Annotated in this window: 25 protein-coding genes; 13 read left to right on the forward strand and 12 right to left on the reverse strand. The window is 68.5% G+C overall.

What is annotated here, in order from left to right; genetic code table 11:
- Positions 1–15 precede the first annotated feature (15 nt).
- Positions 16–822, reverse strand: coding sequence for a hypothetical protein (locus tag AC3WOH_RS31185; protein ID WP_492233187.1), 807 nt, complete (start codon positions 820–822; stop codon positions 16–18).
- 166 nt (positions 823–988) lie between these two features.
- On the opposite strand from AC3WOH_RS31185, the gene AC3WOH_RS31190 reads away from it, so the two are divergent.
- From AC3WOH_RS31190 to mmsB, 6 genes are read left to right on the forward strand one after another with little or no spacing between them, the layout of a single operon-like run.
- Positions 989–2,512: a CoA-acylating methylmalonate-semialdehyde dehydrogenase gene (locus AC3WOH_RS31190; RefSeq protein WP_492233188.1), complete on the forward strand. Its 1,524-nt coding sequence runs from the start codon at positions 989–991 to the stop codon at positions 2,510–2,512.
- A 57-nt stretch (positions 2,513–2,569) separates the two neighbouring features.
- Positions 2,570–2,974, forward strand: a complete 405-nt coding sequence (locus tag AC3WOH_RS31195; protein ID WP_492233189.1) for a lysozyme inhibitor LprI family protein — start codon at positions 2,570–2,572, stop codon at positions 2,972–2,974.
- 42 nt (positions 2,975–3,016) lie between these two features.
- Positions 3,017–4,183, forward strand: coding sequence for an acyl-CoA dehydrogenase family protein (locus AC3WOH_RS31200; RefSeq protein ID WP_492233190.1), 1,167 nt, complete (start codon positions 3,017–3,019; stop codon positions 4,181–4,183).
- A 13-nt stretch (positions 4,184–4,196) separates the two neighbouring features.
- Entirely contained in the window at positions 4,197–4,646 is a 450-nt protein-coding gene (locus AC3WOH_RS31205) for a TfoX/Sxy family protein (protein WP_492233191.1), read from the forward strand.
- A 21-nt stretch (positions 4,647–4,667) separates the two neighbouring features.
- Positions 4,668–5,060 carry a DUF488 domain-containing protein gene (locus AC3WOH_RS31210; RefSeq protein ID WP_492233192.1) on the forward strand — a complete coding sequence of 131 codons (393 nt, stop codon included), beginning with the start codon at positions 4,668–4,670 and terminating at the stop codon, positions 5,058–5,060.
- On the forward strand, positions 5,057–5,995 hold the full coding sequence (mmsB, locus tag AC3WOH_RS31215) for a 3-hydroxyisobutyrate dehydrogenase (protein ID WP_492233210.1): 939 nt from the start codon (positions 5,057–5,059) through the stop codon (positions 5,993–5,995). The genes AC3WOH_RS31210 and mmsB overlap by 4 nt, the downstream gene beginning before the upstream one ends.
- 24 nt (positions 5,996–6,019) lie before the next feature.
- Here the strand turns inward: mmsB and AC3WOH_RS31220 are convergent, their stop codons facing one another.
- From AC3WOH_RS31220 to AC3WOH_RS31235, 4 genes are read right to left on the reverse strand one after another with little or no spacing between them, the layout of a single operon-like run.
- Entirely contained in the window at positions 6,020–6,562 is a 543-nt protein-coding gene (locus tag AC3WOH_RS31220) for a retropepsin-like aspartic protease family protein (RefSeq protein WP_492233193.1), read from the reverse strand.
- Between the two features lie 30 nt (positions 6,563–6,592).
- On the reverse strand, positions 6,593–10,255 hold the full coding sequence (locus AC3WOH_RS31225) for an EAL domain-containing protein (RefSeq protein WP_492233194.1): 3,663 nt from the start codon (positions 10,253–10,255) through the stop codon (positions 6,593–6,595).
- A 22-nt stretch (positions 10,256–10,277) separates the two neighbouring features.
- Positions 10,278–10,673 carry a response regulator gene (locus AC3WOH_RS31230; RefSeq protein ID WP_492233195.1) on the reverse strand — a complete coding sequence of 132 codons (396 nt, stop codon included), beginning with the start codon at positions 10,671–10,673 and terminating at the stop codon, positions 10,278–10,280.
- A 1-nt stretch (position 10,674) separates the two neighbouring features.
- On the reverse strand, positions 10,675–12,513 hold the full coding sequence (locus tag AC3WOH_RS31235; RefSeq protein WP_492233196.1) for a PAS domain S-box protein: 1,839 nt from the start codon (positions 12,511–12,513) through the stop codon (positions 10,675–10,677).
- Positions 12,514–12,754: 241 nt separating this feature from the next.
- Between AC3WOH_RS31235 and AC3WOH_RS31240 the strand changes: the two genes are divergently transcribed.
- The 5 genes from AC3WOH_RS31240 to AC3WOH_RS31260 are packed head-to-tail and all read left to right on the forward strand — an operon-like array spanning position 12,755 to position 15,636.
- The gene (locus tag AC3WOH_RS31240; RefSeq protein ID WP_492233197.1) at positions 12,755–13,204 is read left to right on the forward strand and encodes a hypothetical protein; all 450 of its coding nucleotides are present in this window, start codon (positions 12,755–12,757) and stop codon (positions 13,202–13,204) included.
- A 2-nt stretch (positions 13,205–13,206) separates the two neighbouring features.
- Complete coding sequence (locus tag AC3WOH_RS31245) at positions 13,207–13,809, forward strand: hypothetical protein (RefSeq protein WP_492233198.1); 603 nt, start codon at positions 13,207–13,209, stop codon at positions 13,807–13,809.
- Positions 13,806–14,702 (forward strand): SMI1/KNR4 family protein, encoded by an 897-nt coding sequence (locus AC3WOH_RS31250; RefSeq protein ID WP_492233199.1) that lies wholly within the window; start codon positions 13,806–13,808, stop codon positions 14,700–14,702. Before AC3WOH_RS31245 ends, AC3WOH_RS31250 begins: the two co-directional genes overlap by 4 nt.
- Positions 14,699–15,199, forward strand: a complete 501-nt coding sequence (locus tag AC3WOH_RS31255; protein WP_492233200.1) for an SMI1/KNR4 family protein — start codon at positions 14,699–14,701, stop codon at positions 15,197–15,199. Before AC3WOH_RS31250 ends, AC3WOH_RS31255 begins: the two co-directional genes overlap by 4 nt.
- The gene (locus tag AC3WOH_RS31260; RefSeq protein WP_492233201.1) at positions 15,196–15,636 is read left to right on the forward strand and encodes a hypothetical protein; all 441 of its coding nucleotides are present in this window, start codon (positions 15,196–15,198) and stop codon (positions 15,634–15,636) included. Before AC3WOH_RS31255 ends, AC3WOH_RS31260 begins: the two co-directional genes overlap by 4 nt.
- 9 nt (positions 15,637–15,645) lie before the next feature.
- Here AC3WOH_RS31260 and AC3WOH_RS31265 read toward each other — a convergent pair whose 3' ends face one another.
- From AC3WOH_RS31265 to AC3WOH_RS31280, 4 genes are all read right to left on the reverse strand, one after another.
- Positions 15,646–16,812 (reverse strand): ABC transporter substrate-binding protein, encoded by a 1,167-nt coding sequence (locus tag AC3WOH_RS31265; protein ID WP_184863656.1) that lies wholly within the window; start codon positions 16,810–16,812, stop codon positions 15,646–15,648.
- A gap of 122 nt (positions 16,813–16,934) precedes the next feature.
- Entirely contained in the window at positions 16,935–17,660 is a 726-nt protein-coding gene (locus AC3WOH_RS31270; protein WP_492233202.1) for an SIR2 family NAD-dependent protein deacylase, read from the reverse strand.
- An 11-nt stretch (positions 17,661–17,671) separates the two neighbouring features.
- Positions 17,672–18,418 carry a 23S rRNA (guanosine(2251)-2'-O)-methyltransferase RlmB gene (rlmB, locus tag AC3WOH_RS31275; protein WP_492233203.1) on the reverse strand — a complete coding sequence of 249 codons (747 nt, stop codon included), beginning with the start codon at positions 18,416–18,418 and terminating at the stop codon, positions 17,672–17,674.
- A gap of 66 nt (positions 18,419–18,484) precedes the next feature.
- A complete protein-coding gene (locus AC3WOH_RS31280) occupies positions 18,485–19,180 on the reverse strand; it encodes an ABC transporter ATP-binding protein (RefSeq protein ID WP_184863662.1) in 696 nt (231 codons plus the stop codon).
- A 15-nt stretch (positions 19,181–19,195) separates the two neighbouring features.
- Here AC3WOH_RS31280 and AC3WOH_RS31285 point away from each other — a divergent pair, with 15 nt between their 5' ends.
- Positions 19,196–19,861 (forward strand): arylesterase, encoded by a 666-nt coding sequence (locus AC3WOH_RS31285; RefSeq protein WP_492233204.1) that lies wholly within the window; start codon positions 19,196–19,198, stop codon positions 19,859–19,861.
- 11 nt (positions 19,862–19,872) lie between these two features.
- Here AC3WOH_RS31285 and AC3WOH_RS31290 read toward each other — a convergent pair whose 3' ends face one another.
- From AC3WOH_RS31290 to AC3WOH_RS31300, 3 genes are all read right to left on the reverse strand, one after another.
- Positions 19,873–20,055 carry a hypothetical protein gene (locus AC3WOH_RS31290; protein ID WP_492233205.1) on the reverse strand — a complete coding sequence of 61 codons (183 nt, stop codon included), beginning with the start codon at positions 20,053–20,055 and terminating at the stop codon, positions 19,873–19,875.
- Between the two features lie 72 nt (positions 20,056–20,127).
- Complete coding sequence (locus AC3WOH_RS31295) at positions 20,128–21,357, reverse strand: PLP-dependent transferase (protein WP_492233206.1); 1,230 nt, start codon at positions 21,355–21,357, stop codon at positions 20,128–20,130.
- Between the two features lie 280 nt (positions 21,358–21,637).
- Positions 21,638–22,087, reverse strand: a complete 450-nt coding sequence (locus AC3WOH_RS31300; RefSeq protein WP_492233207.1) for a BON domain-containing protein — start codon at positions 22,085–22,087, stop codon at positions 21,638–21,640.
- A gap of 126 nt (positions 22,088–22,213) precedes the next feature.
- Between AC3WOH_RS31300 and AC3WOH_RS31305 the strand changes: the two genes are divergently transcribed.
- Positions 22,214–23,935 carry a SulP family inorganic anion transporter gene (locus tag AC3WOH_RS31305; protein ID WP_492233208.1) on the forward strand — a complete coding sequence of 574 codons (1,722 nt, stop codon included), beginning with the start codon at positions 22,214–22,216 and terminating at the stop codon, positions 23,933–23,935.
- Positions 23,936–24,015 lie beyond the last annotated feature (80 nt).

Genomic DNA, 24,015 nt, shown 5'->3' on the forward strand with positions numbered 1-24,015 from the left:
TGTGCACCGCGGCAGTCAGGGCACCGTCCTGGGTTTCGGGGTGCCCGCCTCGGTGGCTCCGGGCTGCGGGTCGGCGTCATAGACCAGCACCATGGCCAGCAGCACCTCGTCACGGCCACGGCCGTGGGTGACGAACAGGTAGGCGGGCCGGCCGTGGATGCTGCCGGTGTAGGTGGGGGCCACGTTGTGTGCCGTGCGAATGAAATCCCGCGGCGTCGGCACGGCGCGCCACTGGGCAGGCTGGAAGAATTTCGCCCAATCGCCTGCGCTCACCCGCGAGGTGACGAACAGGCGCGACAGGGTTCCGTCCTGCGTGGTCCAGGCGCCGATGTCTTCGTCTCGCTGCACCGATGCGGGCCGCCGGGGCGCGTAGAAGGCGTCCAGAGCGGCATCGGCTTCGGCGGTGATCCGCTTCTCCAGCTCGGGCGTGGGCTGGTGGTTGGGCTCGGCATCCCAGGGGTACAGCGGGTACAGGCCATGGCTGCGCACATGGGCCAGCATGGCGGTGTTGTACTCCTTGGCGTACTGCTGCAGCCTGCCCATGCGTTCCACAGCCACGCTGCCGACGACGGCCGGGCAGGCCAGCGGCTCCGCATGGTCCTTGCCCTTCCACCAGGCCGTCGGCTCGAACGGCATCCCGGGCACCTGGTTGGCCACGCAGGCCGGCACGCCCATGAACCGGGTGTCGCCACGCTGCGCCGCGGCCTGTGCCGCCTGGGTGGGCGAAGTGGCCAGCAGCTCCTCCAGGGTGGGCGCGGCCACCGCGGCCACCATCTGCGCCAGGCCACCTGCAGCCACCAGGGCGATCAACCAGCTTTTCATCGTCTGCTTTCTGAAATCTCGGAGAACGGCATGCCATGGACGGGCGGGTCATCGATCTGCATTTTTGCAAACCTTGTGCGCAGTATTGTCTCTTGTCTTCACAAATTTGCACAGCTACGATGCGGACGTTCTGGGCCCATTGCCCACCATTCCAGGAGACAAGCGCATGAATGCACCTACCAGCGTGGCCGCACTGGCCCCCACCGTCAAGCTGCTGATCGGCGGCCAGTTCGTCGAGTCCAAGACCACCGAGTGGCGCGATGTGGTGAACCCCGCCACACAGCAGGTGCTGGCCCGCGTGCCCTTTGCCACGGCCGAGGAGATCGATGCCGCCGTGGCCTCGGCCAAGGAAGCCTTCAAGACCTGGAAGAAGACGCCCATCGGCACGCGCGCGCGCATCTTCCTCAAGTACCAGCAGCTGATCCGCGAGAACATGGCCGAGCTGGCCGCCATCCTCACGGCCGAACAGGGCAAGACCCTGCCCGACGCCGAAGGCGACGTGTTCCGCGGCCTCGAAGTGGTGGAGCATGCCGCCAGCATCGGCAACCTGCAGCTCGGTGAGCTGGCCAACAACGTGGCCGGTGGCGTAGACACCTACACCCTGCTGCAGCCCCTGGGCGTGTGTGCGGGCATCACGCCCTTCAACTTCCCGGCCATGATCCCGCTGTGGATGTTCCCCATGGCGATTGCCACGGGCAACACCTTCGTGCTCAAGCCTTCCGAGCAGGACCCCATGGTGACCATGCGCCTGGTGGAGCTGGCCCTGGAAGCCGGCGTGCCCCCGGGCGTGCTCAACGTGGTGCACGGTGGCGAGATGGCCGTGAACGCGATCTGCGACCACAAGGACATCAAGGCGATCAGCTTCGTGGGCTCCACCAAGGTGGGCACCCATGTCTACAACCGCGCCAGCCTGGCCGGCAAGCGCGTGCAGTGCATGATGGGTGCCAAGAACCACGCCATCGTGCTGCCCGACGCCAACAAGGAGCAGACCCTGAACGCCCTGGCCGGTGCCGCCTTCGGTGCCGCGGGCCAGCGCTGCATGGCGCTGTCGGTGGTGGTGCTGGTGGGCGAGGCGCAAAAATGGATTCCCGACCTGGTGGCCAAGGCCAAGACCCTCAAGGTCAGCGGCGGCACCGAAAAGGGCACGGACGTGGGCCCGGTGGTCTCTTGCGCCGCCAAGGACCGTGTGGAAGGCCTGATAGCTCGCGGCGTGGCCGATGGCGCTACGCTGGAACTCGATGGCCGCAACCCCGTGGTGGCTGGCTATGAAAAGGGCAACTTCGTGGGCCCTACGGTGTTCAGCGGCGTCAAGCCCGGCATGAGCATCTATGAGCAGGAGATCTTCGGCCCCGTGCTGTGCCTGTCGGCCGCGGCGGACATCGATGAGGCCATCGAGTTCATCAACGACAACCCCAACGGCAACGGCACGGCCATCTTCACCCAGTCGGGTGCGGCGGCGCGCAAGTTCCAGGAAGAGATCGACGTGGGCCAGGTCGGCATCAACGTGCCGATCCCCGTGCCGGTGCCGCTGTTCTCGTTCTCGGGTTCGCGCGCCTCCAAGCTCGGTGACCTGGGCCCCTACGGCAAGCAGGTCGTGCTGTTCTACACGCAGACCAAGACGGTGACGGCACGCTGGTTCGACGACAGCACCATCGCGCACGGCGTGAACACGACGATCAGCTTGAAGTAAGCAGGCGAAAGGCCCCAGGCGGCGTGGCACAGCAGCAGGGCATGGTGAAATCAGTGCATGCACCGTGATTTCACTTCCCTGCTGCGCGCTGCCGCCTGCACCCTGCCCTTGCTCATGGCTTCCCCAACCACCTTGGCCCAGGCCGGTGCCGCATGCCGCCCGGGCGGCACGGTGGCGGAGACCAATGCCTGTGCGGTGCAGGACTTCCAGGCCGCCGATACCACCATTGCCGTGCTGTATGCCGATGTGATGCGTGCGCTGTCGGCGCACGAGCGCCCGCAGTTGCGCCAGGAGCACACGGCCTGGATGCGCGCACGCGCCACCCAGTGCAAGCAGGCCACCCGTGCCGCCGAGCAGCAGCCCGATGGGCCGCGCCTGTACCACGAGTGCCTGACCCGCGAGACGCAGGAGCGCCGCAGAGGATTGATGCGCTGGCTCTCCATGGACAGCCCGGCCAAATAGTGGATGCAAAGCCGATGAACACCACAAGAACGACGAGACACCATGGACTTTGAGCTCACCGAAGAACAACGCGCCTTTGCCCAGACGGCCCGCGACTTTGCCCAGGCCGAGTTCGCGCCGCATGCCGCGCACTGGGATGCCGAGGGCATCTTCCCCAAGGAGGCCATTGCCAAGGCCGGCGAGTTGGGTTTCTGCGGCCTGTACGCGCCCGAGGCCGCGGGCGGCCTGGCCCTGCCCCGGCTCGACGCCACGCTGGTCTTCGAGGAAATGGCGGCCGTGGACCCGTCCACCACGGCCTTCATCACCATCCACAACATGGCGACCTGGATGCTGGGCACCTGGGCCACGCCGGCCGTGCGCGACCACTGGGGCCCGCTGCTGACCACGGGCGAGAAGCTGGCCTCCTACTGCCTGACCGAGCCCGGCGCGGGTTCGGACGCCGCCTCGCTCAAGACCCGGGCTGAACTGGTGGGCACCGAGTACGTGATCAATGGCGCCAAGGCTTTCATCTCGGGCGCGGGATCCACCGACGTGCTGGTGCTCATGGCGCGCACGGGCGATGCGGCTTCGGGCGCGGGCGGCATCTCGGCCTTTGCCGTGCCGGCAGACGCGCCCGGCATCAGCTACGGCAAGAAGGAAGAAAAGATGGGCTGGAACAGCCAGCCCACGCGCACCATCAGCTTCGACAACGTGCGCATCCCGGCCGACCATTTGCTCGGCCGCGAGGGCGAGGGCTTCAAGATCGCCATGAAGGGCCTGGACGGCGGGCGCATCAACATCGCCACCTGCTCGGTGGGCGCGGCCCAGGGCGCGCTCGCGCAGGCCCAGCAGTACATGCAGGACAGAAAGCAGTTCGGCAAGCCCATCGCCAGCTTCCAGGCGCTGCAGTTCAAGCTGGCCGACATGGCCACCGAACTGGTGGCCGCGCGCCAGATGGTGCGCCTGGCGGCCAGCAAGCTCGACGCGGGCGATGCGAATGCCAGCACCTACTGCGCCATGGCCAAGCGCTTTGCCACCGATGCCGGCTTCACGGTCTGCAACGAGGCGCTGCAACTGCATGGCGGCTACGGCTATATCCGCGAGTACCCGCTGGAGCGCCTGCTGCGCGATGCGCGCGTGCACCAGATCCTGGAGGGCACGAACGAGATCATGCGCGTGATCATCGCGCGGCGCATGCTCGATGGCGACGCCCCGGACGTGATCCGCTGAACCGGCCACCCCCATGCCCGCACGCCCGCTTTCCGACGAAACCCTGCACCTGATCGATGCCGTGCGCACGGCCCTGGAGGCGCGCAGCGATGTGGAGGAACGCACGCTGTTCGGCAGCCACGCCTTCTTCGTCGATGGCAAGGTCTGCATCGCCGTGAAGAACGAGGACCTGCTGGTGCGCCTGCCGCCCGAGCGGCACCAAGAGTTCCAGGAAATGCAGAACACGCGCGAGCTCTCGCCAGGCGGCGGCATGAAGGGCTACTTCTGGATCGAGCCCAATGGCTATGCCACGCACGCACAGTGGAACTTCTGGGTGCGGGAAGCCCTGGCCTACAACCCACTGGCCAAGGCAACGCCCAAACGCAAGCCTGCTGCGGCCAAGACAACGGACAAGAAAAGCCCCGCTCCGAAGAAGAAGCCCGCAGCCAAGCGCCACAGCATCTTCGAGGCCGACGACGACTGACCCTGACAGGAACAGACCACCATGGCACTTCGCATCGTCCGCCTGGGCTCCCCGCGCGCCCCTGATGAAGGCACCCGCATCGGCACCGTGCGCCGACCGCCGCGCGGCGTGCCCAAGGCCGAGTTCGCCAGCCAGAACTGGTACGACGTGTGGTACCCCCTGCTCTCGCCCAGCGCCGAACTCATGGCCCAGGGCCAGCAGGCGCAGGGCGACAAGGAATGGCAACTGTTCACCAAACTGTTCCGCAAGGAGCTGGCCCAGCCCGAGGCCAGCCGCACGCTGGACCTCTTGGCCACCCTGTCGCACCACGGCGCCATGTCGCTCGGCTGCTACTGCGAGAACGAGGCGCGCTGCCACCGCTCCGTGCTGCGCGAGGAACTCGCCGGCCGGGGCGCAAGCATCGCCGCCGACTGAATTTTTTCCATCACCAACATCACAACGATACCCAAGGAGATAGCACCATGAAGATCGCATTCATCGGCCTCGGCAACATGGGCGGCCCCATGGCCGTGAACCTGCACAAGGCGGGCCACGAAGTGCGCGCGTTCGACCTGTCGCAGCCCGCGCGCGACAAGCTCGCGGCCGATGGCGTGGCCATCGCAGCCGACGCCCATGCCGCCGTGCAGGACGCCGAGGTCGTCATCAGCATGCTGCCCGCCAGCCAGCATGTGGACAGCCTGTTCCTGGGCGCGGGCGAGCTGCTGGCAAAACTGCCCGCCGGCACGCTGGTGATCGACTGCTCCACCATCGCCGCCGCCACCTCGCGCAAGGTGGCCGAGGCCGCCAAGGCCCGGGGTGTGGCCTTCATCGACGCGCCCGTCTCGGGCGGCACGGGCGGCGCCATTGCCGGCACGCTGACCTTCATGGTCGGTGGCGAGACGGCCGACCTGGAGCGCGCGCGCCCGGTGCTCGAGAAGATGGGCGCCAACATCTTCCACGCGGGCGACGTGGGTGCGGGCCAGACGGCCAAGATCTGCAACAACATGCTGCTGGGCATTCTGATGGCCGGCACCAGCGAGGCGATTGCCCTGGGTGTGGCCAACGGCCTGGACCCCAAGGTGCTGTCGGAGATCATGCGCCGCAGCTCAGGTGGCAACTGGGCGCTGGAGAAGTACAACCCCATGCCCGGCGTGATGGAGACCGCGCCGGCGAGCAAGGGCTACACCGGCGGCTTCGGCACCGACCTGATGCTCAAGGACCTGGGCCTGGCACAGGAGAATGCCGCTGCCGTGAAGGCCGCCACCCCGCTCGGTGGCCTGGCGCGCAACCTGTACGCGGCACACAGCCTGGCAGGCCATGGCGCGCTGGATTTCTCCAGCATCATCAAGTCGGTGCAAAAGCAGGGCTGAGGCCCATCCCTCCGGCGCGGCGGCTCAACCGCCGCGCGGGTTGAGCACCATGGAGTCGCGCTTGATCTCCACGTCGAACTGGCGCAGGAAGTTCTGGCCCAGCAGCGCATCGTCGTCGCTCTCGCCGGTGTAACCCGTGCCCACGCGCAGCCCAGCGACTTCGAGGTTGCGCACGGTGACCGATTGGGAGGGCGATACCCGCCCCTGGCGCTCGCCATTCGCGGTGCGGAAGGTGGCCGGCACGCCCTCTGCAAGGCCGGCCTTCCTGGCCACGGCATCGGTCACGGCGATCAGGCTGGCGCCGGTGTCCACCATGAAGTTCACCGGCACGCCGTTGACCGTGCCCGCCACGCGGAAGTGGCCATCGCTGTGGCGCGGGATCACCAGCGAGCCGGTGGAGGTGACCGTGGCGCCGCGCGGCGCCATGAAGGTCTTCATGCCGAAATACAGCACCCCCATGACTACCAGCCAGAAGGCGAGGATGCCCATGGTGCTGGTGCGCAGCACGCGCCGCGTCTGCGCGTCTGCCGGGGGTGGTCGGTGGTGGTCGTCGTGTTCTTCGCCCATGGGCCGGGGATGCCAATGCAAAACCCCGAATCATAGGGCAGGCGCGTCGGGCTGCAGGCTGCGCAGGAATTGCTGCCCGAACAGATCGGCGGGCACGGGCCGGCTGTAGAAAAAGCCCTGGATCTCGTCGCAGCCGAGCAAGGCCAGCAGGGCGGACTGCTCCTCGGTCTCCACCCCTTCGGCCACCACCTTGAGCCCCAGCGAGTGGCCCAGGTTGATGATGGTGGACACCAGCGCACTGCTCTTGGGCCCTGCAGCGAGGTGCAGGATGAAGGAGCGGTCGATCTTGAGCGTATCGAGCGGCAGCCGGGCCAGGTAGCTCAGCGAAGAGAAGCCCGTGCCAAAGTCGTCCATGGCCACGGTGATGCCCATCTCGCGGACCGCATGCAGGCTCTGGGTGCTGTGCTCCACGTCGTCCATCACCATGCTCTCGGTGATCTCCAGTTCGAGCCCGGCCGCGGCCTGCGGGTCGTGCGCCACGGCCGAGCGCACCTGCTCGATGAAAGCCCGGTGGCGCAGCTGCAGGAAGGAGACATTCACCGCCACCCGGATCGGCGCCAGGCCGGCGGCCCGCCAGCGCAGGTTGTCGGCCAGGGCCTGGCCCAGGGCCCAGCGGCCCACCTCGTAGATCAGGCCGGTCTCCTCGAGGATGGGAATGAACTGCCCGGGGGGCACCAGGCCGCGGCGCGGATCGTTCCAGCGGATCAGGGCCTCGGCGCCGGTCACCTGGCCGCTGGCAAGGTGCAGCTTGGGCTGGTAGTGCAGCACGAACTCGCCGCGCTCCAGCGCTTCACGCAGCTGGTTCTCCAGGCTCAGCGCCTCGGCCACGCGCAGGTTCATCTCCGAGGTGTAGAACATCAGCGCGTCGGCCGAGGCCTTGGCCTTCTTGAGGGCCGCCTCGGCATTGCGCAGCAGCCCCTCGGCATCGCCGCCATCCATGGGGAACAGGGCGACCCCGGCCTTGGCCGTGATGCGCAGCTCCTGCTGGCCCAGCTGGAAGGGCTCGTCGAAACAGGCCCGCATGAGGTGGTCCACGGCCATCGCCACGGCGCTCGCATCGCGCGCCTCGCACACGGCCACGCCAAAGCTGTTGACGCCGATGCGCGCCAGCATGTCCATCGCGGAGGCATGCAGCTGCAGGCGCTGCGCCACCAGCTTGAGCAGCTCGTCCCCGAGGGACCGCCCCAGCGTGTCGTTGACGATGCGAAACCGGTTCACGTCGATCAGCGCCACCCCCAGGAAGGGCGCGGCTTGCGGCCTGTGGCCTTCGCGCGCACGCATGTGCTGGTTCACCCGGTCCAGGAACAGCGTGCGGTTGGGCAAGGTGGTGATGTCGTCGTAGTAGGCCAGGTAGTTCAGGCGGTCGGCCTTCTCGAGGTGGTCGAGCGCGAAGCTGATGTCGCCCGCGAGCTCACCCAGCAGCTTCATCTCGGTGGCATCGAAGAAGCTGGCCTCGTCGGAGAACAGCGCCATCACGCCCACCACTTCCTGCGCCACCATCAAGGGCAGCACCGCCATCGAGGCCACCGAGCGCGCCAGCAGCTTGGCCGGCAGCAGCACCCGCGGGTCGCCTTCGACCCGGTCGCAGACCAGCGCGCGCTTTTCGCGCACGACCGTGGCCGTCAGGCTGTACATGCCCGAGGGCTCGTCGGCGTACGACAGGCGCCCGGCGATGTCATCGAAGAAGTCCGGATCCGAACCGGAGATCGCCATCGGAATCACCTGTTGCGCCACGCGGTCCACGCGCCCGATCCAGGCCATGCGGAACTGCCCATGCCGCACCGCGATGTCGCAGGACTGGGCAAACAGCTCCTGGCGGCTGCGCATGCGCACCAGCAGCGTGCTGATGCCGCTGAGCACCGCATAGACGCGGTTCAGGCGCTTGATCTTGTGCTCGGCCTCGCGCCGCTCGGTGATGTCTTCGCCCAGGCAGGCGATGCCCATGGCTTCGCCATCGACGGAGCGCAGCACGGTGTTGTTCCAGTAGACCAGCCGGCGCCCGCCCGCCCGCGTGAGGATCTCCTGCTCGAAATGCCAGATGGCCGGCCGGTCGGCCAGCATGTCTTCGAACACCCGCTGCATGCCATCCATGCCCGGCGGCAGGAACAGCTCGAACCAGTTGCGCCCGAAGATCTCGCCGCGCTCCCAGCCCGACAGGCGCAGCAGGCAGTCGTTGCAATAGGTGATGCAGCCATTGCGGTCGAGCATCAGCGACGCCATCTCGACCTTGTCGAGCAGCTCGTTGAAGCGCCGGTCGCTCTCGCGCAGCGCTTCCTCGGCACGCTTTTGCGCCGTGACATCCTGGATGGTGTTGAACCAGCGCAGCTCCTCAGTGGCAGCACCTTCTTCGTGCAGCGGCTCCATCACCTGGCGCAGGTGCAGCAGCGCCCCGTCGGCGCGCCACAGGCGGTAGGTGAAATCCATGCGCACACCTTCGCGCACCGCCTTCAAGGCCATGCCGCGCACCAGTGTGCGGTCGTCGGCATACACCATGGTGATCCATTCCCGGGCCGATGCCGGCATGGCGTCCGGCTCGCGCCGCAGCATCTGCGCCAGCGTGGCCGGCCAGCTCTCGAAGCGCCCGCCCGGGCCGCTGATGACGTGGGTGATCTTGGCCAGCAACTGGGCGCGGTGCAGCCCGGCCTCGCTGGCACGCAGCTCCTCCAGCGCGCGGCGCCGCTCGATCACCTCGATGTGCAGTTGCTCGGCATGGCGCTGCACCTCCAGGTAGAGGCTGCCGTTCTCGTAGATGCGGCCGACCTGGGCCGCAAGGATGGACAGGATGCGCTCGTCCTCGGCGCTGAAGTGCTCGGCCCCCTGCTTGTTGGCCAGGCAGATCCAGCCGTACGAGGAGGCCAGCGAGGCGACGGGTGCCTCCAGCGCGCAGTACAGCGGAGGGTAGCCGGGCGGCAGGCCGGCCAGGGTGGGATCTCCGCCCGGGTTGAGCAGGCGCTGCGAACGGCGCTCCAGCTGCAGCCGCCCGAGCAGGCCCGACGAGGCATCGGGCGCTGGCAGGGACCGCGCCAGCCCCGGATCGATGCCGCTGGTGCACACCAGCGAGGCCTCGCCCGGCTTGCGCACCGCGCAGAGCACGGCGTACTGCGCGCCAATGAGTTCGCGCGCGCCCGCACAGACCTTGTTGAGCAGCACCACCGGGTCGCGCTCGGAGGCCAGCTGCAAGTTGAGCTCGGTGAGCGCCGCCAACCGGCGGTTAGTGGCCTCCAGCTCCACCACGTTGCCACGCAGCTTGTCGGTCACCAGGCGCAGGTGCTGGGTGCGAAAAACCTGTTCCGACGCCAGGTTGCCGTCCCGCGAGGCCTGGGCCGCCTGCGCCAGCGTGCGCTCGATGGCGCGCAGGATGTCCTGCGGCTCGCAGGGCTTGGCCAGCACCTCGGACACACCGCCCGCCAGCGCCAGGCTGCGAGCCTCTTCACCCTGGTAGTGGGCACTGTAGAAGATGACGCGCGTGGCCGCCAGTGCAGGATCGGCGCGCAACTGGCGCACGAACTCGTAGCCATCCATGGTCGGCATGAGGATGTCCGAGATCACCAGCGCAGGCCGCTCGGCGCGCACCAGTTGCAATGCATCGGCCCCGTCCACCGCTTCCAGGGCCTCATGCCCTGCGTGGTGGGCGAGCGTGACGATCAGGGCCCGGTTGGGGGCCTGGTCGTCCACGATGAGGATCTTTGCCATGGCTGCCGCCCTCCCTGCATCGTCACCGCGGCGGGGAAGCCCGCAACGCCGGCGCCAGATAGGCCTCGACCTGGCGCACGAAGCGCTCCGGGTCGATGGGCTTGGAAATGTGGTCCTGGAAGCCGACCTCCAGCGCCTTCTCCCGGTCGCCGGGCATGGAAAAGGCGGTCACGGCCACCAGGGGCGCCCTGCGCCAGCCAGGGTCGGCATGCAGGCGCCGGGCCACCTCGTAGCCGTCCATGACCGGCATCTGCAGGTCCGACAGGACCAGGTCGGGCCCGTGCTCGAGCGCCGCGCGCAGCCCCTCGCGGCCATCGGGCGCGCTGTACACTTGGTAGCCATCGGCCTCCAGCAGGTAGGTCAGCAGCATGCGGCTGGCTTCGTCGTCTTCGATGACCAGAATGCGGGCAAGCGCCATGCTAGGCTCCAGGCAGATCAAGAATGAAGGTGCTGCCCTCGCCTGGCTGGCTGTGCAGGGTGATGTCGCCGCCCAGGGCCTGGGCGAGCTTGCGGCTCAGGTGCAGGCCCAGGCCCGAGCCCTCCTGGCGCCGGCCGGCCCCCTCCACGCGGGAGAAGGGCTCGAACAGCCGCGCCTGGTCGGCCAGGGGGATGCCAGGCCCCGAATCCTGCACGCGCAGGCTCAGCCGCGGATGGGCCGGGTCGGGCGCATCGAGCTGCACCAGCACACGCCCCTGGCCCGTGAACTTGATGGCATTGCCCACCAGGTTGATGGCCACCTGGGTGAGCGCACGCCGGTCGGTGCGCGCCAGCACCTGCTGCTCGGGCATGCTCACCACGAAGGCCAGGCCCTTGCGCTGCGCGTCGGGCCCCAGGGTGGCGGCCACTTCCTCCACCACCGCTCGGCAATCCACCGCCTCCAGCTGCAGCAGGTGCTTGCCGTCGCCGAGCTTGGCCACGTCCAGCAGGTCGTTGATCAGCGACAGCAGATGGCGTGCACCGGTCTGCACGATGCGCAGCTGTTTCTCCTGCTCCCCGTTCAGCGGGCCCGGCAGGCGCATGAGCAGGGTGCCCGTGAAGCCGATGATGGCGTTCAGGGGCGTGCGCAGCTCATGCGACATGCTGGCCAGAAAGCGGTCCTTGACCAGGGCCGCATTTTCCAGCTCCAGGTTCTTGTCGCGCAGCGCCTGCTCGAAGCGCTTGCGCTCGGTCACGTCGCGGATGGCGCTGGAGACGAACAGGCCCTCCTCGGTTTCCAGCGGACTCAGGCTGATCTCGACCGGAAACTCGGTGCCATCCTTGCGCAGCCCGTACAGGTCCAGGCCCGCGCCCATGGAGCGCGTGCGCGGCTCGGCAAAGAAGCCGCCGCGGTGCTGCGGATGCTGGCCGCGGTGCCGCGTGGGCACCAGCAGCTCGATCTGCTGGCCCAGCAACTCCTCGCGCGCCCAACCGAACAGCTTCACCGCCTGGGAGTTGACCAGCACGATGTGCCCGTCCCGGTCCACGATGACCATGGCATCGGGCGCCGATTCGAGCAGGTCGCGGAACTTCTGGTCGGCCTTCTTGCGGGCGGTGATGTCGCGGATGGCGCTCATCACCATGGTGCCCTCTTCCGTCTCCAGCGGGCTGAGGCTGATTTCCACCGGAAACTCGGTGCCATCGCTGCGCATGCCATAGAGTTCCAGGCCCGCCCCCATGGTGCGCGTGCGCGGCTGGACAAAGAAGCCGCTGCGGTGGCCCAGGTGGGCGTTGCGGTAGCGCTGGGGCAGGAGCACCTCGACCGCCTGCCCCAGCAACTGGCCACGGGGGTAGCCGAACACGCGCTCGGCCTGCGAGTTCACGAGCACGATGCGCCCGGTCACATTCACCATCACGATGGCGTCGGGCGTGGACTCGAGCAGATCGCGGAAACGGGCCTCGACCAGCTTGGCGTCGCGCAGCACCTTGAGCTGGGTGACATCCTTCTTGCTGCACAGGAAATAGGCCAGCGCCCCCTCTGCACCGAAGACCGCGCGGGTGGACACGTTCACATGGACCAGCGAGCCATCCTTGCGCCGGCGCACCGACTCGTGCACCGCCACCCCGGACTGCAGGGCCTGCGCGCAGATCGCCTCTTCGTCACGCACCTGGTCGGGCAACACGATCAGTTGCGCCAGGCTGCGTCCCCGGACCTCGGCTTCGGAGTAGCCAAAGGTGGCTTCGGCCGCCGGATTCCAGTGCAGCACCGTACCATCCGGCGCGATGACCAGCAGTGCGTCCGGGTTCTGTTCCCAGTGGGCCCCGGAGAAATCAGATGCCATACAGCCCCTCATCGTGGAGGAGCGTCGCCGTCGCTCACACGCCCACCCGGCCCCGCCCCCTTTTTGAAGCATCTTAGACATGCGCCAAGCAAACTCCAAGCCATATATTCCCCGACCGGCGCATGCGGTATGCCCCGGGGGTACGGCAGGTATCCCCCGCCGGTACTGCCCGAAGCGGGCGCCCCGCCTCCTGCCAGTCAGGCTACATTGGCGCCCATTCCCATCCCGCACGGAGTTCCCCATGGGCCTGTTCACCCGCCGCCTGCAGGCCGCGCCTTTCGGCGCCCTGGCCACCGAAGGCCAGTCCAAGGTCTGGGAGGGCGAGATCAGCATTCCCCACCTGGGCGAAGGCTTTGCCCTGCGCGTGCATGGCACCCGGCAGGGGCCGACGGCGGCGCAGGCCGAGGCCTTTGCGCGCCTGCAGGCCAAGGCATTGCAGGTCCGGCAGGAAGCCACCCCGGCGCTCGTGGACTTTCTCACGGAATGCGGTGTGGTGCCGCCCGGCGTGGCACTGAACGAAGCTACGCTGTGGGGCCATCTGACGCCCTGTTTCATCGAGGTGCACCCCGACACAGGCCCGGGTGCCGCGCAGAGCACGTGCTCGCTGGGCTATGCCATTCCCTGGGAAGCCAGCCAGCTCGTGCACATCAACACCACCCACGGTGCCTTCACCGACGTGCATTCGGAGTGACCATGGTCCCATTCGACCGCCTGCGCCCCCTGCTCGCCCCCTGGGGCCGCCTGCAGCCCCAGCCCGCCAGCGACTGGACCGGGCCCTTTGCCCTGCCTGCCATCGTCGAGGCGCTGTACCGCGAAGTGGGTCCCTGGGGCGAGACCTGGCATGCGTCGGTGGGTCCGGTGGGCCTGACCATCAACGCGGGCGGCAACCCGGTGGACGTGCCGCCGCTGCACAAGCTCTGGGCTCGGCAGGACGGCTACGCCTGGTCGCGCAACCCGGACAACCCGATCCCGGGCTGGCCCGCGCACTGGCTGGTGGTCGCGCAGGAGGGCGCCAACCCCTTCATCCTGGACCGCAACGACGGCAGCGTCTGGTTCGACCTGGCCGGCGGGGGTAACTACGACGACCCTAGCCGGTTTGCCGACGACCTGCCCACCGCCCTGGGCGCCATTGCCACGGTGGCCAATGCGCTGGCGGCCCTGGGCGACGACGCGCTGGACGAGACCTTTGCGCTCAAGCCCGAAAGCCGCGCGCAAGTGGCCCGCGAGCTCGCGGCCTTCGCGGGCAGCGAGGCCACCGCGCAGGGCATGCTCGAGGCTTGGCGGTGGTACCTGTGAGCACGCTGCAGGCCCTCGAAGCGGCGTCTGCGCACACCGGCATCGCCCTGCCACCGTTGTTGCGCCACCTGGTGGCCAACGACGCCACGGTGTACGGCCCCGACTGGTCCAGCACCTGGCGCGAGCGCTGCCTGGGCCGCACGCCGCCACCGCTGATCAGCTGCTACGAGGTGGAGTGGCTGGATGCCGAGGGCATACGCACCACTGCGCTGGAATGGCTGAACCCGGCCTTCCAGCAGGGCCTGCGTTTCGTGCCCTTTGCCGAAAACGGCTCTGGCGACGCCTGGTGCCTGGTCCCGCTGGCCGGCACGCCGGAGCCCGGCGTGGCCCTGGTGGCGCACGACAGCGATGAAAGCGAAGTGGCCTACCGCTCGTTAGCGGACTTTGCCTGCGCACAGTTGCTGCTGGCCCTGGCCGACCTCAGCCACTGGGTGCGCGATGAAAGGTTCAGCGCCGAAGAGGCTTGCCAGGTGGTCCGCACCGACGTGGCCCAGGTGGCAGCGGGCCTGGATGCCGTCACGGGCCGGTGGCTGTGCGCGCTCAGCCAGGCGCAGCCGCAGTGGCGCGAGGTGTGCCATGGTTCCCGCGCGCGCCCACGCACCGTGCTGTCCTTGCTGCCCGACGCGGCGCTGCAGGACGCGCTCACCCGCTTCCCCCCACCCGATGCGCCGGCCCTGGACATCACCGCGCGCTGGGAATGCGCGCCCGCCATCGAACACCGGGCGGCACTGCTGGCGGCCCAGGCGCCTGCCGACTGGCGCGCCCTCGCACGCGATCCCGGCAGCAAGCTGGCGGCATTGCGCGCCCACCAGCAGGAACACGGCAGCACGCTGCAGCAGGCCAAGGCCGCCGTGGACGATTTCATCCACCAGAACCCCGCCCCCACGCCATGAGCCACCAGGAACGCCTGAATGCACTGATCGCGCGCGTGGACCAGGTGGCCCGGCAGTCAGAGGGCGAGTACAGCGTGCAATGGGCCGGCGCCAGCTCGCAGGCAGCCATCGCCGAACTGGAGCAGGCGCTGGGCGTGCGCATCAGCGGCTCATTTCGCGACTTCATTGTGAAGACGGGCGGCGGCGGGCTGGACAGCCTGAGCATCTCCACCATCCCGGTGCATGGGCCGCTGGGCGGCCTGGGCACGGTCCATGGCGACACCCTGCACTACCGCACGGGCTGGCCCTCACCCCTGCCCGCGCACCTGCTCGTGATCCAGCGCAGCCAGGACGACAACGAACCCTTCTGCCTGGACACCTCGCGTGTGCAGGACGGAGAAAACCCGGTGGTGCTGTTCTACCACCAGGGCACGGGCCGGGCGGAGCCGATTGCGGCCAGTTTCACCGCATTCCTCGAAGACTACCTGGAACCGTACTGGGAGGACCTGCCCGAATGAGCGTCGCCGCCAAGAAGGCGCTCTGCGCCGCCCTGTTGCCCCTGTGCACCGCCGCGCCACCGGCGCTGGCCCTGTGCCTGGACGGGCGTGCGCCCGCGGTGGCGCAGGAAGCCGCTGCCGCCTCGGGCGTGGTGGTGGCCGAGGTCACCCAGGCAGAGCTGCTGCGCGAGGACCCGGCAGACCCGGACGGCATCACGGCCACGCTGTATGTGCTCAAGGTGCTGCGCACCGTGCGGGGAGCCCTGCCGCCCGGCCTGGCGCTGTACAGCGAGAACACCAGCGCGCGCTTTCCCATGGAGGTGGGTGGGCGCTACCTGCTGTTCCTCTCGCGCGACCGGAACTACCGCTACTTCGTGGACGCCTGCGGCAACTCCGGCCTGCTGTCGCAGCGGCAGCAGGCGCTCAGGGCCCTGGACGGCGCGAAAGCCGCTCCGTGACGGCGCACCTTAGCTCAGGCGGCGCGCGTTCTCGGCGTAGATGGCCAAGTAGATCGAGTCCGAGCCCACGTACGGGGCCTTGCCGCCAAAGCCCACGTTGAAGTCGCCGAACGAGAGCGAGCGGATGCCCGCCAGGCCATTGCGCAGCCGCTCACGCGTGAGGTCCTTGCCGGCGTTCTTCAGGCCTTCGATCATGATCTGGGCATTGACCCAGCCCTCCAGCGCGCTGCCGCTGTTCATGAACTCGGGCTTGCCGTTCGTGGCCTTCATGGTGCTCTGGAACTTGCGCACCACCACCGACTTCTGCGAGTTGGCATCGGGGAACACCTGCACCAGGGCCATGCCGCGCGTGGCGGCGGCCAGCTTGGGCAGCTCCGAGGAGATCACCGTGACCGACAAACCGGCCAGCGGCACTCCCGCCGCCTTGGCACGGAAGGGCATGACGAAGGCGGTGTTGGCCGTGCCCGTGGTGGCCAGCAGCACGGCGCCCGGGCGCTCGGCCGCCACCTTGTCGGCCAGCTCGGCACCGTTCTTGCCGTCCACGGCCAGCGCGAACTCACCCGCGCGTTCGACCTTGATCTCGTCGAGCGCGCGCGACATGTCCTTGAGCACTTCCTTGCCGAAGGGGTTGTCCAGGTAGACCACGGCGATGCGCTTGAGGCCCATGTCCACCACCTGCTTGACCAGGCGCTGGGTTTCCTCGCGGTAGCTCGGGCGCACGAAGAACACGTTGCGCTGCTCGGGCGAGCGCAGCGAAGGCGCGCCGGTGATGGGCCCCACGGTGGGGATGCCCTTGCCTTCGATCAGCGGCAGGATGGCGGCCGTGTTGGCCGTGCCCAGGGGCGAGATCAGCGCAAAGACGGACTGCGCTTCAAGCATCTGCGTCACGTTCTGCAGGGTGCGGCTGGCGACGTAGGCATCGTCCTTGGCATCCATGCGGATCTCGCGGCCATGCACGCCGCCGGCCTGGTTCACCTCGGCAAACGCGGCCTTCATGCCGGCCACCTGCTCGATGCCGGCCTGGCCCAGGGGGCCTGTCAGGGCGATGGAGCAGCCCAGGTTGATGTGCCTGGCGGACAGGGCCTCTTCGGCCGCGCTCGCGGTGAACGCCCAGGCGGGCAGGCTGGTGGCCGCAGCCATCTGGGTGGCGCGCAGGATGAATTGACGACGGCTCATGTGTGAAAAATGCCCGGAAATGTGCAAAGTGGCGCAGGCTACCGGCGCCACGGCTCGCAACTTGTCCGGTTTGCGACAGTCTGTCGCGCAAAGCGCACAATTTTGGGGCACGCCCCTAAATCTCAGCCCGCCAGCAAGCCAGGCAGCAGAGAGGCGGAAGTGCCGCGCAGCACGGCATCGGCAGTGCCATCCAGTTCACTCGGGTTGGGGTTGAGCACCACCACCCGGGCCCCGGCCGATCGGGCCAGGTGGGCCAGGCCTGCAGCGGGGTACACCGCACCGGCGGTGCCGACCACCAGCATCAGTTCGCAGTCCTGCGTCGCCCGCTCCGCAGCCTCGAACACGGCCAGGGGCAGCATTTCGCCAAACCAGACCACGCCGGGGCGCACCTGGTTGCCGCAGTGGCGGCAGGTGGGCGGGCTGCCCGCCACCGCCTCGTCCAATTGGCAGCAGTCGCGCGGCGCATCGAGCCAGCGGTCGGCGAACAGGTCGCCATGCAGGCACAGCACACCGGTGCTGCCCGCGCGCTGGTGCAGGCCATCCACGTTCTGCGTGATGAGCGTGAGCCGCCCTGGATGGGCCGCCTGGAACTGCGCCAACGCCCGGTGCCCGGCATTGGGCTGCACCCCGTCCATCAGCTGGCGCCGGTGCTGGTACCAGTTCCACACGCGCTCGGGATGGGCGCGAAAGCCCGCCTCGGTCGCCATGTCCTCGGCACGGAACTGAGCCCAGTAACCGGTCTGCGCATCGCGGAAAGTGGGCACGCCCGATTCGGCGCTGACGCCAGCGCCGGTGAGCACAGCGATGTGGCGCGCCTCGCGCACCCAGTTGTGAACCGTCTCCATCATGGCAGCGCCGCTCAAGTCCTTTGGCGCAGTGCCTCGTAGAGGCAGACGCCGCTGGCCACCGAAACGTTGAGGCTTTCCACCGCCCCCTTCATCGGGATGCTGACCAGCTCATCGCAGGTCTTGCGCGTGAGCTGGCGCATGCCATCGCCCTCGGCTCCCAGCACCAGGGCCACGGGGCCCTTCAGGTCCACCTGGTAGATGGTCTTGGGTGCATCGTCGCTGGTGCCGATGCACCAGATGTTGCGTTCCTTGAGCTCGCCCAGGGTGCGCGCCAGGTTGGTGACCATGAAGTAGGGCATGGTCTCGGCCGCGCCGCTGGCGACTTTGGCCACGGTGGCGTTGATGCCCACGGCATGGTCCTTGGGGGCGATGACGGCGTGCGCACCCGCGCCATCGGCCACGCGCAGGCAGGCGCCCAGGTTGTGCGGATCGGTCACGCCGTCGAGCACCAGCAGCAGGGGCTGCTCAATGCCAGCAGCCTCCAGGTTCTCCAGCAGCTCATCGAGCGAGGTCACCTGGGCCACGGGCTCCACCCGCGCCGCCACACCCTGGTGGCCATGGCTGCCGGCCAGCTTGGCGATGCGCACGCTGTCGGCCTCGATCAGGCGGGCGCCGGCCTCGCGCGCGCGGTCCAGGAACTGGCGCATGCGTGCATCGCGCCGCGTGGCTTCGTAGTAGATCTCGATGATGGACTGCGGCGCCGTCTTCAGGCGCACGCCCACGGCATGGAAGCCGAAAAGGACTTTGGGGGAGGACATGCCCCGATTATCGGCTGGACGGCCATGCTTGCCCGCCGGCGCCGCGCAAAGCGGCCCTGGGGCGTATCAATCTTCCTTGACTTGGCCCGCATCGATGGTGATGCGCCGCTCGCAGCGCGCGGCAATGCTGCGGTCGTGCGTGACGAGCACCAGGGTGGTGCCCTGCTCGCGGTTGAGTTCGAACATCAGCTGCATGATGGTCTCGCCGGTCGCAAAGTCCAGGCTGCCCGTGGGCTCGTCGGCCAGCAGTACGGCCGGGTGCACGACGAAGGCACGCGCCAGGGCCACGCGCTGCTGCTCGCCGCCCGAGAGCACCTTGGGGTAATGCCCGAGGCGCTGGCCCAGGCCCACGCGCGCCAGCATGTCGGCCGCGGCCTTGCGCGCGTCGCGCCGGTTGGCCAGCTCCAGCGGCAGCATCACATTCTCCAGCGCCGTGAGGTTGCCCATGAGCTGGAAGCTCTGGAATACGAAGCCGACCTTCTGGGCGCGCAGTGCGGCGCGTTCGTCCTCGTCGATGGCGAAGAGGTCATGGCCGTCCAGCCGCACCGTGCCGCGCGTGGGCGTGTCCAGGCCGGCGATGATGGACAAGAGCGTGCTCTTGCCCGAGCCCGAGGCCCCCACGATGGCCGCGGTTTCCCTTGGCGCCAGGCGGAAATCGATATCCCGCAGAATGTCCAGCGTACCGGTCGAATCCGTGACCGACTTGAAGACGTGCTCGACGGCAATAATGGGGGTCACGGGCGATGGGGAAGTTTCGGACATGAAAGGTTCTTCGCTTTGATTCGAGATCTGCAGTATCGGCGCCACTTTATCTTCTCGGCAGGCATCCTGGGTTTGGCAGGGATTTGCGCCCCCGCCGCCTGGGCCCAGGCACCCGCGTCCTCCGCGCCGGCCATCCTGGTGCTGGGCGACTCGCTGAGCGCCGAATACGGCCTGGCACGCGGCTCGGGCTGGGTGGCCTTGCTGGAAAAGCGCCTGCAGGAAGAAAAGATCGAGCGCCGCGTGGTCAATGCCAGCGTGAGCGGCGAAACCACCTCGGGCGGGCGCTCGCGCCTGGCCGCCCTGCTCACCCAGCACAAGCCGGCCGTGGTGGTGATCGAGCTCGGCGGCAACGATGCGCTGCGCGGCCTGCCACTGAAAAATACCGAAGAGAACCTCACGGCCATGACCGACGCAGCGCAAAAGGCCGGGGCCAAGGTCCTGCTGGTGGGCATGCAGGTGCCCCCGAACTACGGCACCGACTACGCGAACCGCTTTGCCGGCCTGTTCACCACCGTGGCCCAGGCGAAAAAGGCAGCCGTGGTGCCGTTCTTCCTCAAGGGCGTGGCCGATGGCCCGGACCCGACGCGCCTGTTCCAGGCCGATCGCATCCATCCGCGCGCAGAGGCGCACCCGCAAATGCTGGCCAATGTCTGGCCCGAGCTGAAGAAGCTGCTGCGCTGACTGGCGCCTGCTCAGCCGCCGGCCGTGCCCGGGGGCTGGCTGGCTTGCTGCGCATTGTCGTCGCCGGCATCCGGCTGGTCGTCGTGCGAACCATCCGCCTTGCGCTGGGACTTGGCCCGCAGCTTGTCTTCTTTCTTCTGCTTTTTGGCGAGCTCGCGCTGGCGCTTTTCGTATCCGTAATTGGGTGTTGCCAAGGTGTTTGCTTCCTGAAGTGGTGGTCCACTGTAACAGCTAGCCCCCTGTTTGCCGACATACCCCCGCGCCCCTCAAGCGGTGGCAAAGGCCCGTTGCAGGGACTGCAGCAAGTCCTGGCGCAGATCTTCCACCGCCTCCAAACCGATGGAAAAACGCACCAGCGTACCGGGCTTGAGGTGCGCCGTGGGCCGGCCGCGCATGCGCGCCAGGTCGTAGGGCACGACCAGGCTCATGGGCCCACCCCAGCTGTAGCCCAGCTTGAACAGGCGCAGGCCATCGCAGAAGGCATCGACCTGCGTCTGGCTGTAGCGTGCATCGACCATCACGCTGAACAGGCCCGCTGCGCCGCCCGCGCCGCCATAGGCCGCACCGCACAGCGCCTTCCAGTGCCCATGGCCTGGCGATTCCGGCAGCGCCGGGTGCAGCACCTGGGCGATCGCCGGCTGCTGCTGCAGCCACTGCGCAAGGCGGCGCGCCGCCTCGTCGTGCGCACGGTAGCGCAGGGCGATGCTGGGCAGCGAGCGCAGCACCGCCTCGGCATCGTTGGCGCCGACGCCCAGGCCCAGTCGCATGTGGGTGAGCTTGAGCTTCATGTGCAGGGCCTCGTCGCGCGTGACGATGCTGCCCATGAGCACATCGCCACCGCCGCTGGGGTACTTGGTCAGGGCATGGGCAGAGATGTCCACGCCCAGGCTGCCATCCCCCAGCAGGTCGAAGGGCGCGAACGCCAGGCCGGCGCCCCAGGTGTTGTCGAGCGCCGTGGTCACGCCGCGCGCGCGGCAGATACGCACCTGCTCGCACAGGTCGGGGAATTCCATGGTGACGGAGCCGGCCGCCTCCAGCCACACCAGGCGCGTGGCCGGTGTGATGCGCGCGGCCAGATCGGCCGGGTCCAGCGGGTCGTAGACCGCATGGCCGATACCAAAGCGGCGCAACTCGCCGTGGATCAGGTCCTTGCTCGGGCCATAGACGTTGTCGGGGATCAGCAGCTCGTCACCGGGCTTGAGCAGGGCCAGCGCCACATTGGCAATGGCGGCCAGGCCGCTCGGAACCAGCAGGCACTGAAGGCCCCCTTCAAGCGCACACAGGCGCTCTTCGAGGATGAAGGTGGTGGGCGTGCCGTGCAGGCCGTAGGTGTAGCCGCTCTTGTCCTTCCACTCGCGGCTGCGCATGGCGGCCACATTCGGAAAGATCACGGTGGAGGCTTTGTAGACCGGAGTCTGCGGGGCCTGAAAGCCCGCGGGCGGGAGGTAATCGTGGTGGACCAGGCGGGAGGCGATATCGGAAGCAGGATCGTGCATGCGGCCAATGGTAGCGCGCCGCACCAAGGCGAACCCTTGTGCGGCGCAGCACCTTTGCGATGGCCCCGGTCACCGGAGCAGGCAAAGGCCCAGGGCGGGGCCACGGCGGCTGCGTCCCACGCATCACCTTGCTGGGCAGCCTGCGAATGCCGGTCCTCGCAATGGTGCGGCAGCACTGCTTTGCTGCCAACCGGCGGTCGCAGGCCATCCCGGTGCGGTGCGCGTGCTGCCTGTGGACCCCAGGGTCTGCAGGCGGACACAGCTCCGTACAGGCCCGGCCTTAGCTCGGGGTCACGGTCAGCTGGTTGTTGACCGAGGTCACGCCCTTGACGGCGCTGGCAATGGTTTCTGCACGCTGCTTGGCGGCGGGCGTGGTGGCCGGGCCATTGAGCGTCACGGAACCATTGACGGTGTCCACATCGATCTTGATGGCGCTCAGGTCGGGGTCCTTGGCCAGGCCGGCGGACACCTGGGCGGTGATGGTGGCGTCGTCGATCTTTTCCTTCGCGGTCTGCGAGCCTTGCTCCATCTTGTTGCCGGCGCTTTGCATGGCGGCCTCGGCCTTGATGCGGGCGTCGGTGGCGGCCTGCTCGGTGCGGTCAACGGCAGAATCCAGGCGCTGGCCCACGGTGGCGTCTTCGGTCTTGCTGCAAGCAGCCAGGCCCAGCGCCAGGGCGCTGACGGCCAGCACGCTGGCGATGCGGTGGGTGGAACGCTGTGCGGTGTTCATGGAATCACTCCTTGCGGTTGGAACATGCCTGGTACTTTAGGCAAGGAGGCCCGTGCACCAGGTCGGAGAGCTCCGAAGTGGCTGTAGGACGCAAGGCAGCACGCCAAGGCGCGCGACAATCACCCCATGCCTTCCCTGCTCGCCCTGTCCCGCTGGTTTCCCTTTCTCGCCTGGCCCCGCCCCGACCGCCACCTCCTCAAAGGCGAGTTTTCCGCGGGTATGACCGTGGGGCTGATGCTGGTGCCGCAAGGCGTGGCCTATGCAGCCCTCGCGGGCATGCCCCTGGTCACCGGCATCTATGCCTCGCTGATCCCGGCCCTGGTGGCCGTGCTGTTCAGTTCATCCACCCGGCTGGGCGTGGGGCCCACGGCCCTGACCAGCCTGCTGATCGGCGCCTCGCTCACCGGGCTGGCCGAGCCGGGCAGTGCGCAATGGGTGGCCCTGGCCGCCTGGATGGCCCTGCTCTCGGGCCTGCTGCAGCTGGTGATGGGCGTGGCCCGCTTCGGCTGGCTGCTCAACCTGGTGACGTCGCCCGTGCTCAGCGGCTTCACCCAGGCCGCCGCCCTGCTGATCCTGGCCTCGCAACTGCGCGCCTTCACCGGCCTGCGCTCGGACCTCGGCGCCCTGTGGTCCACCCCGTCGCTGGGCCATTTCGACCTGGTGGCCGCCGCGTTCGGCCTGGGCAGCCTGGCCTTGCTGGTGCTGGCCCGGCGCTGGCGCCCGAACTTTCCGGCCGCCATCGTGGTCGTGGGCGCGGCCGGCGCCCTGAGCTGGGCGCTCGGCTATGCCGACGCTGGCGGCAACGTGGTGGGCACGCTGCCCGAGGGGCTGCCCTCCCTGTACTGGCCGGGCCTGCTGTCCTGGACACAGTTTTCCGCCCTGGTGATGCCGGTGCTGGTGGTCACGCTGGTGAGCTTTCTCGAAACCGCCTCCAGCGCCAAGGTGGAGAGCCAGCGCTCGGGCGAGCGCTGGAACGAGAACCAGGACCTGATCGGCCAGGGCCTGGCCAAGATCAGCAGCGGGCTGTGCGGCAGCTTTGCCACCAGCGCCTCGTTCTCGCGCTCGGCCATCAACCTGTATGCGGGCGCACGCACCGGCTGGGCGACGGTCTTCGCCATCGCCCTGGTGCTGGTGGTGCTGCTGTGGCTGACCCCGGCGCTCTACCATGTGCCGCAGTCGGTGCTGGCCGCCGTGGTGATCACCGCGGTCACCAGCCTCATCAAGCCCGCCACCCTGCTGCGCCTGTGGCGCATCTCGCGCGTCGAGGCGATGATGGCCGGCGTGACCTTTGCGCTCACCCTGGCCACCGCGCCGCGCATGTACTGGGGCGTGCTCGTCGGGCTGCTCATGAACCTGAGCCACTTCCTCTACCAGCGCCTGCACCCGCGCATCATCGAGGTGGGCCTGCACCCCGACGGCAGCCTGCGCGACCGCCACCTGTGGCACCTGCCCCCGCTGGCGCCCCGGCTGCTGGCGCTGCGCATGGACGCGGAACTCGATTTCGGCTCGGCCAGCGCCCTGGACCGGTACGTGACCGACCACCTGGTCTCCCACCCCGAGATCACGGAGCTGTGCCTCATGGCCCTGCCCATCAACCGCATCGACATCACGGGCGTGGAAACCTTCGCCGCCCTGCGGGCCGCCATGCAGGCCCGCGGCGGCACGCTGCACGTGAGCGGCATGAAACTGCCCGTGGAGCAGGTGCTGCGCCGCGCCGGCCTGCTGGAGGATGGGCCCGGCCTGCGCATGTACCGCACCGACGCGGAGGCCCTGCTGGCCCTGCAGCAACTGCCTGAAAAAGCGCCCGGCACCGCAGCCGCCGGGGCAGGCTCCAGCCAACCTGCCTGAAACCCTTAGCAGGCTGTTGAATTTCATCCCCGTAAAACCTGGCGTTCAAGAGCATCGTTGTAGATACTGACGACTCCCTC

The sequence above is a fragment of the Acidovorax sp. FW305-C-20-28 genome (assembly GCF_058783375.1).

Excerpts from the sequence above, each read along its gene's own strand:
- AC3WOH_RS31210 (WP_492233192.1), top strand. The coding sequence starts at position 4,668 with ATGGCACTTCGCATCGTCCGCCTGGGCTCCCCGCGCGCCCCTGATGAA.
- AC3WOH_RS31230 (WP_492233195.1), bottom strand. The coding sequence starts at position 10,673 with ATGGCGCTTGCCCGCATTCTGGTCATCGAAGACGACGAAGCCAGCCGC.
- AC3WOH_RS31300 (WP_492233207.1), bottom strand. The coding sequence starts at position 22,087 with ATGAACACCGCACAGCGTTCCACCCACCGCATCGCCAGCGTGCTGGCC.
- AC3WOH_RS31305 (WP_492233208.1), top strand. The coding sequence starts at position 22,214 with ATGCCTTCCCTGCTCGCCCTGTCCCGCTGGTTTCCCTTTCTCGCCTGG.
- AC3WOH_RS31265 (WP_184863656.1), bottom strand. The coding sequence starts at position 16,812 with ATGAGCCGTCGTCAATTCATCCTGCGCGCCACCCAGATGGCTGCGGCC.
- AC3WOH_RS31280 (WP_184863662.1), bottom strand. The coding sequence starts at position 19,180 with ATGTCCGAAACTTCCCCATCGCCCGTGACCCCCATTATTGCCGTCGAG.
- AC3WOH_RS31205 (WP_492233191.1), top strand. The coding sequence starts at position 4,197 with ATGCCCGCACGCCCGCTTTCCGACGAAACCCTGCACCTGATCGATGCC.
- rlmB (WP_492233203.1), bottom strand. The coding sequence starts at position 18,418 with ATGTCCTCCCCCAAAGTCCTTTTCGGCTTCCATGCCGTGGGCGTGCGC.
- AC3WOH_RS31255 (WP_492233200.1), top strand. The coding sequence starts at position 14,699 with ATGAGCCACCAGGAACGCCTGAATGCACTGATCGCGCGCGTGGACCAG.
- AC3WOH_RS31260 (WP_492233201.1), top strand. The coding sequence starts at position 15,196 with ATGAGCGTCGCCGCCAAGAAGGCGCTCTGCGCCGCCCTGTTGCCCCTG.
- AC3WOH_RS31190 (WP_492233188.1), top strand. The coding sequence starts at position 989 with ATGAATGCACCTACCAGCGTGGCCGCACTGGCCCCCACCGTCAAGCTG.
- AC3WOH_RS31295 (WP_492233206.1), bottom strand. The coding sequence starts at position 21,357 with ATGCACGATCCTGCTTCCGATATCGCCTCCCGCCTGGTCCACCACGAT.
- AC3WOH_RS31195 (WP_492233189.1), top strand. The coding sequence starts at position 2,570 with ATGCACCGTGATTTCACTTCCCTGCTGCGCGCTGCCGCCTGCACCCTG.
- AC3WOH_RS31270 (WP_492233202.1), bottom strand. The coding sequence starts at position 17,660 with ATGATGGAGACGGTTCACAACTGGGTGCGCGAGGCGCGCCACATCGCT.
- AC3WOH_RS31185 (WP_492233187.1), bottom strand. The coding sequence starts at position 822 with ATGAAAAGCTGGTTGATCGCCCTGGTGGCTGCAGGTGGCCTGGCGCAG.
- AC3WOH_RS31245 (WP_492233198.1), top strand. The coding sequence starts at position 13,207 with ATGGTCCCATTCGACCGCCTGCGCCCCCTGCTCGCCCCCTGGGGCCGC.
- AC3WOH_RS31240 (WP_492233197.1), top strand. The coding sequence starts at position 12,755 with ATGGGCCTGTTCACCCGCCGCCTGCAGGCCGCGCCTTTCGGCGCCCTG.
- AC3WOH_RS31200 (WP_492233190.1), top strand. The coding sequence starts at position 3,017 with ATGGACTTTGAGCTCACCGAAGAACAACGCGCCTTTGCCCAGACGGCC.
- AC3WOH_RS31235 (WP_492233196.1), bottom strand. The coding sequence starts at position 12,513 with ATGGCATCTGATTTCTCCGGGGCCCACTGGGAACAGAACCCGGACGCA.
- AC3WOH_RS31225 (WP_492233194.1), bottom strand. The coding sequence starts at position 10,255 with ATGGCAAAGATCCTCATCGTGGACGACCAGGCCCCCAACCGGGCCCTG.
- AC3WOH_RS31220 (WP_492233193.1), bottom strand. The coding sequence starts at position 6,562 with ATGGGCGAAGAACACGACGACCACCACCGACCACCCCCGGCAGACGCG.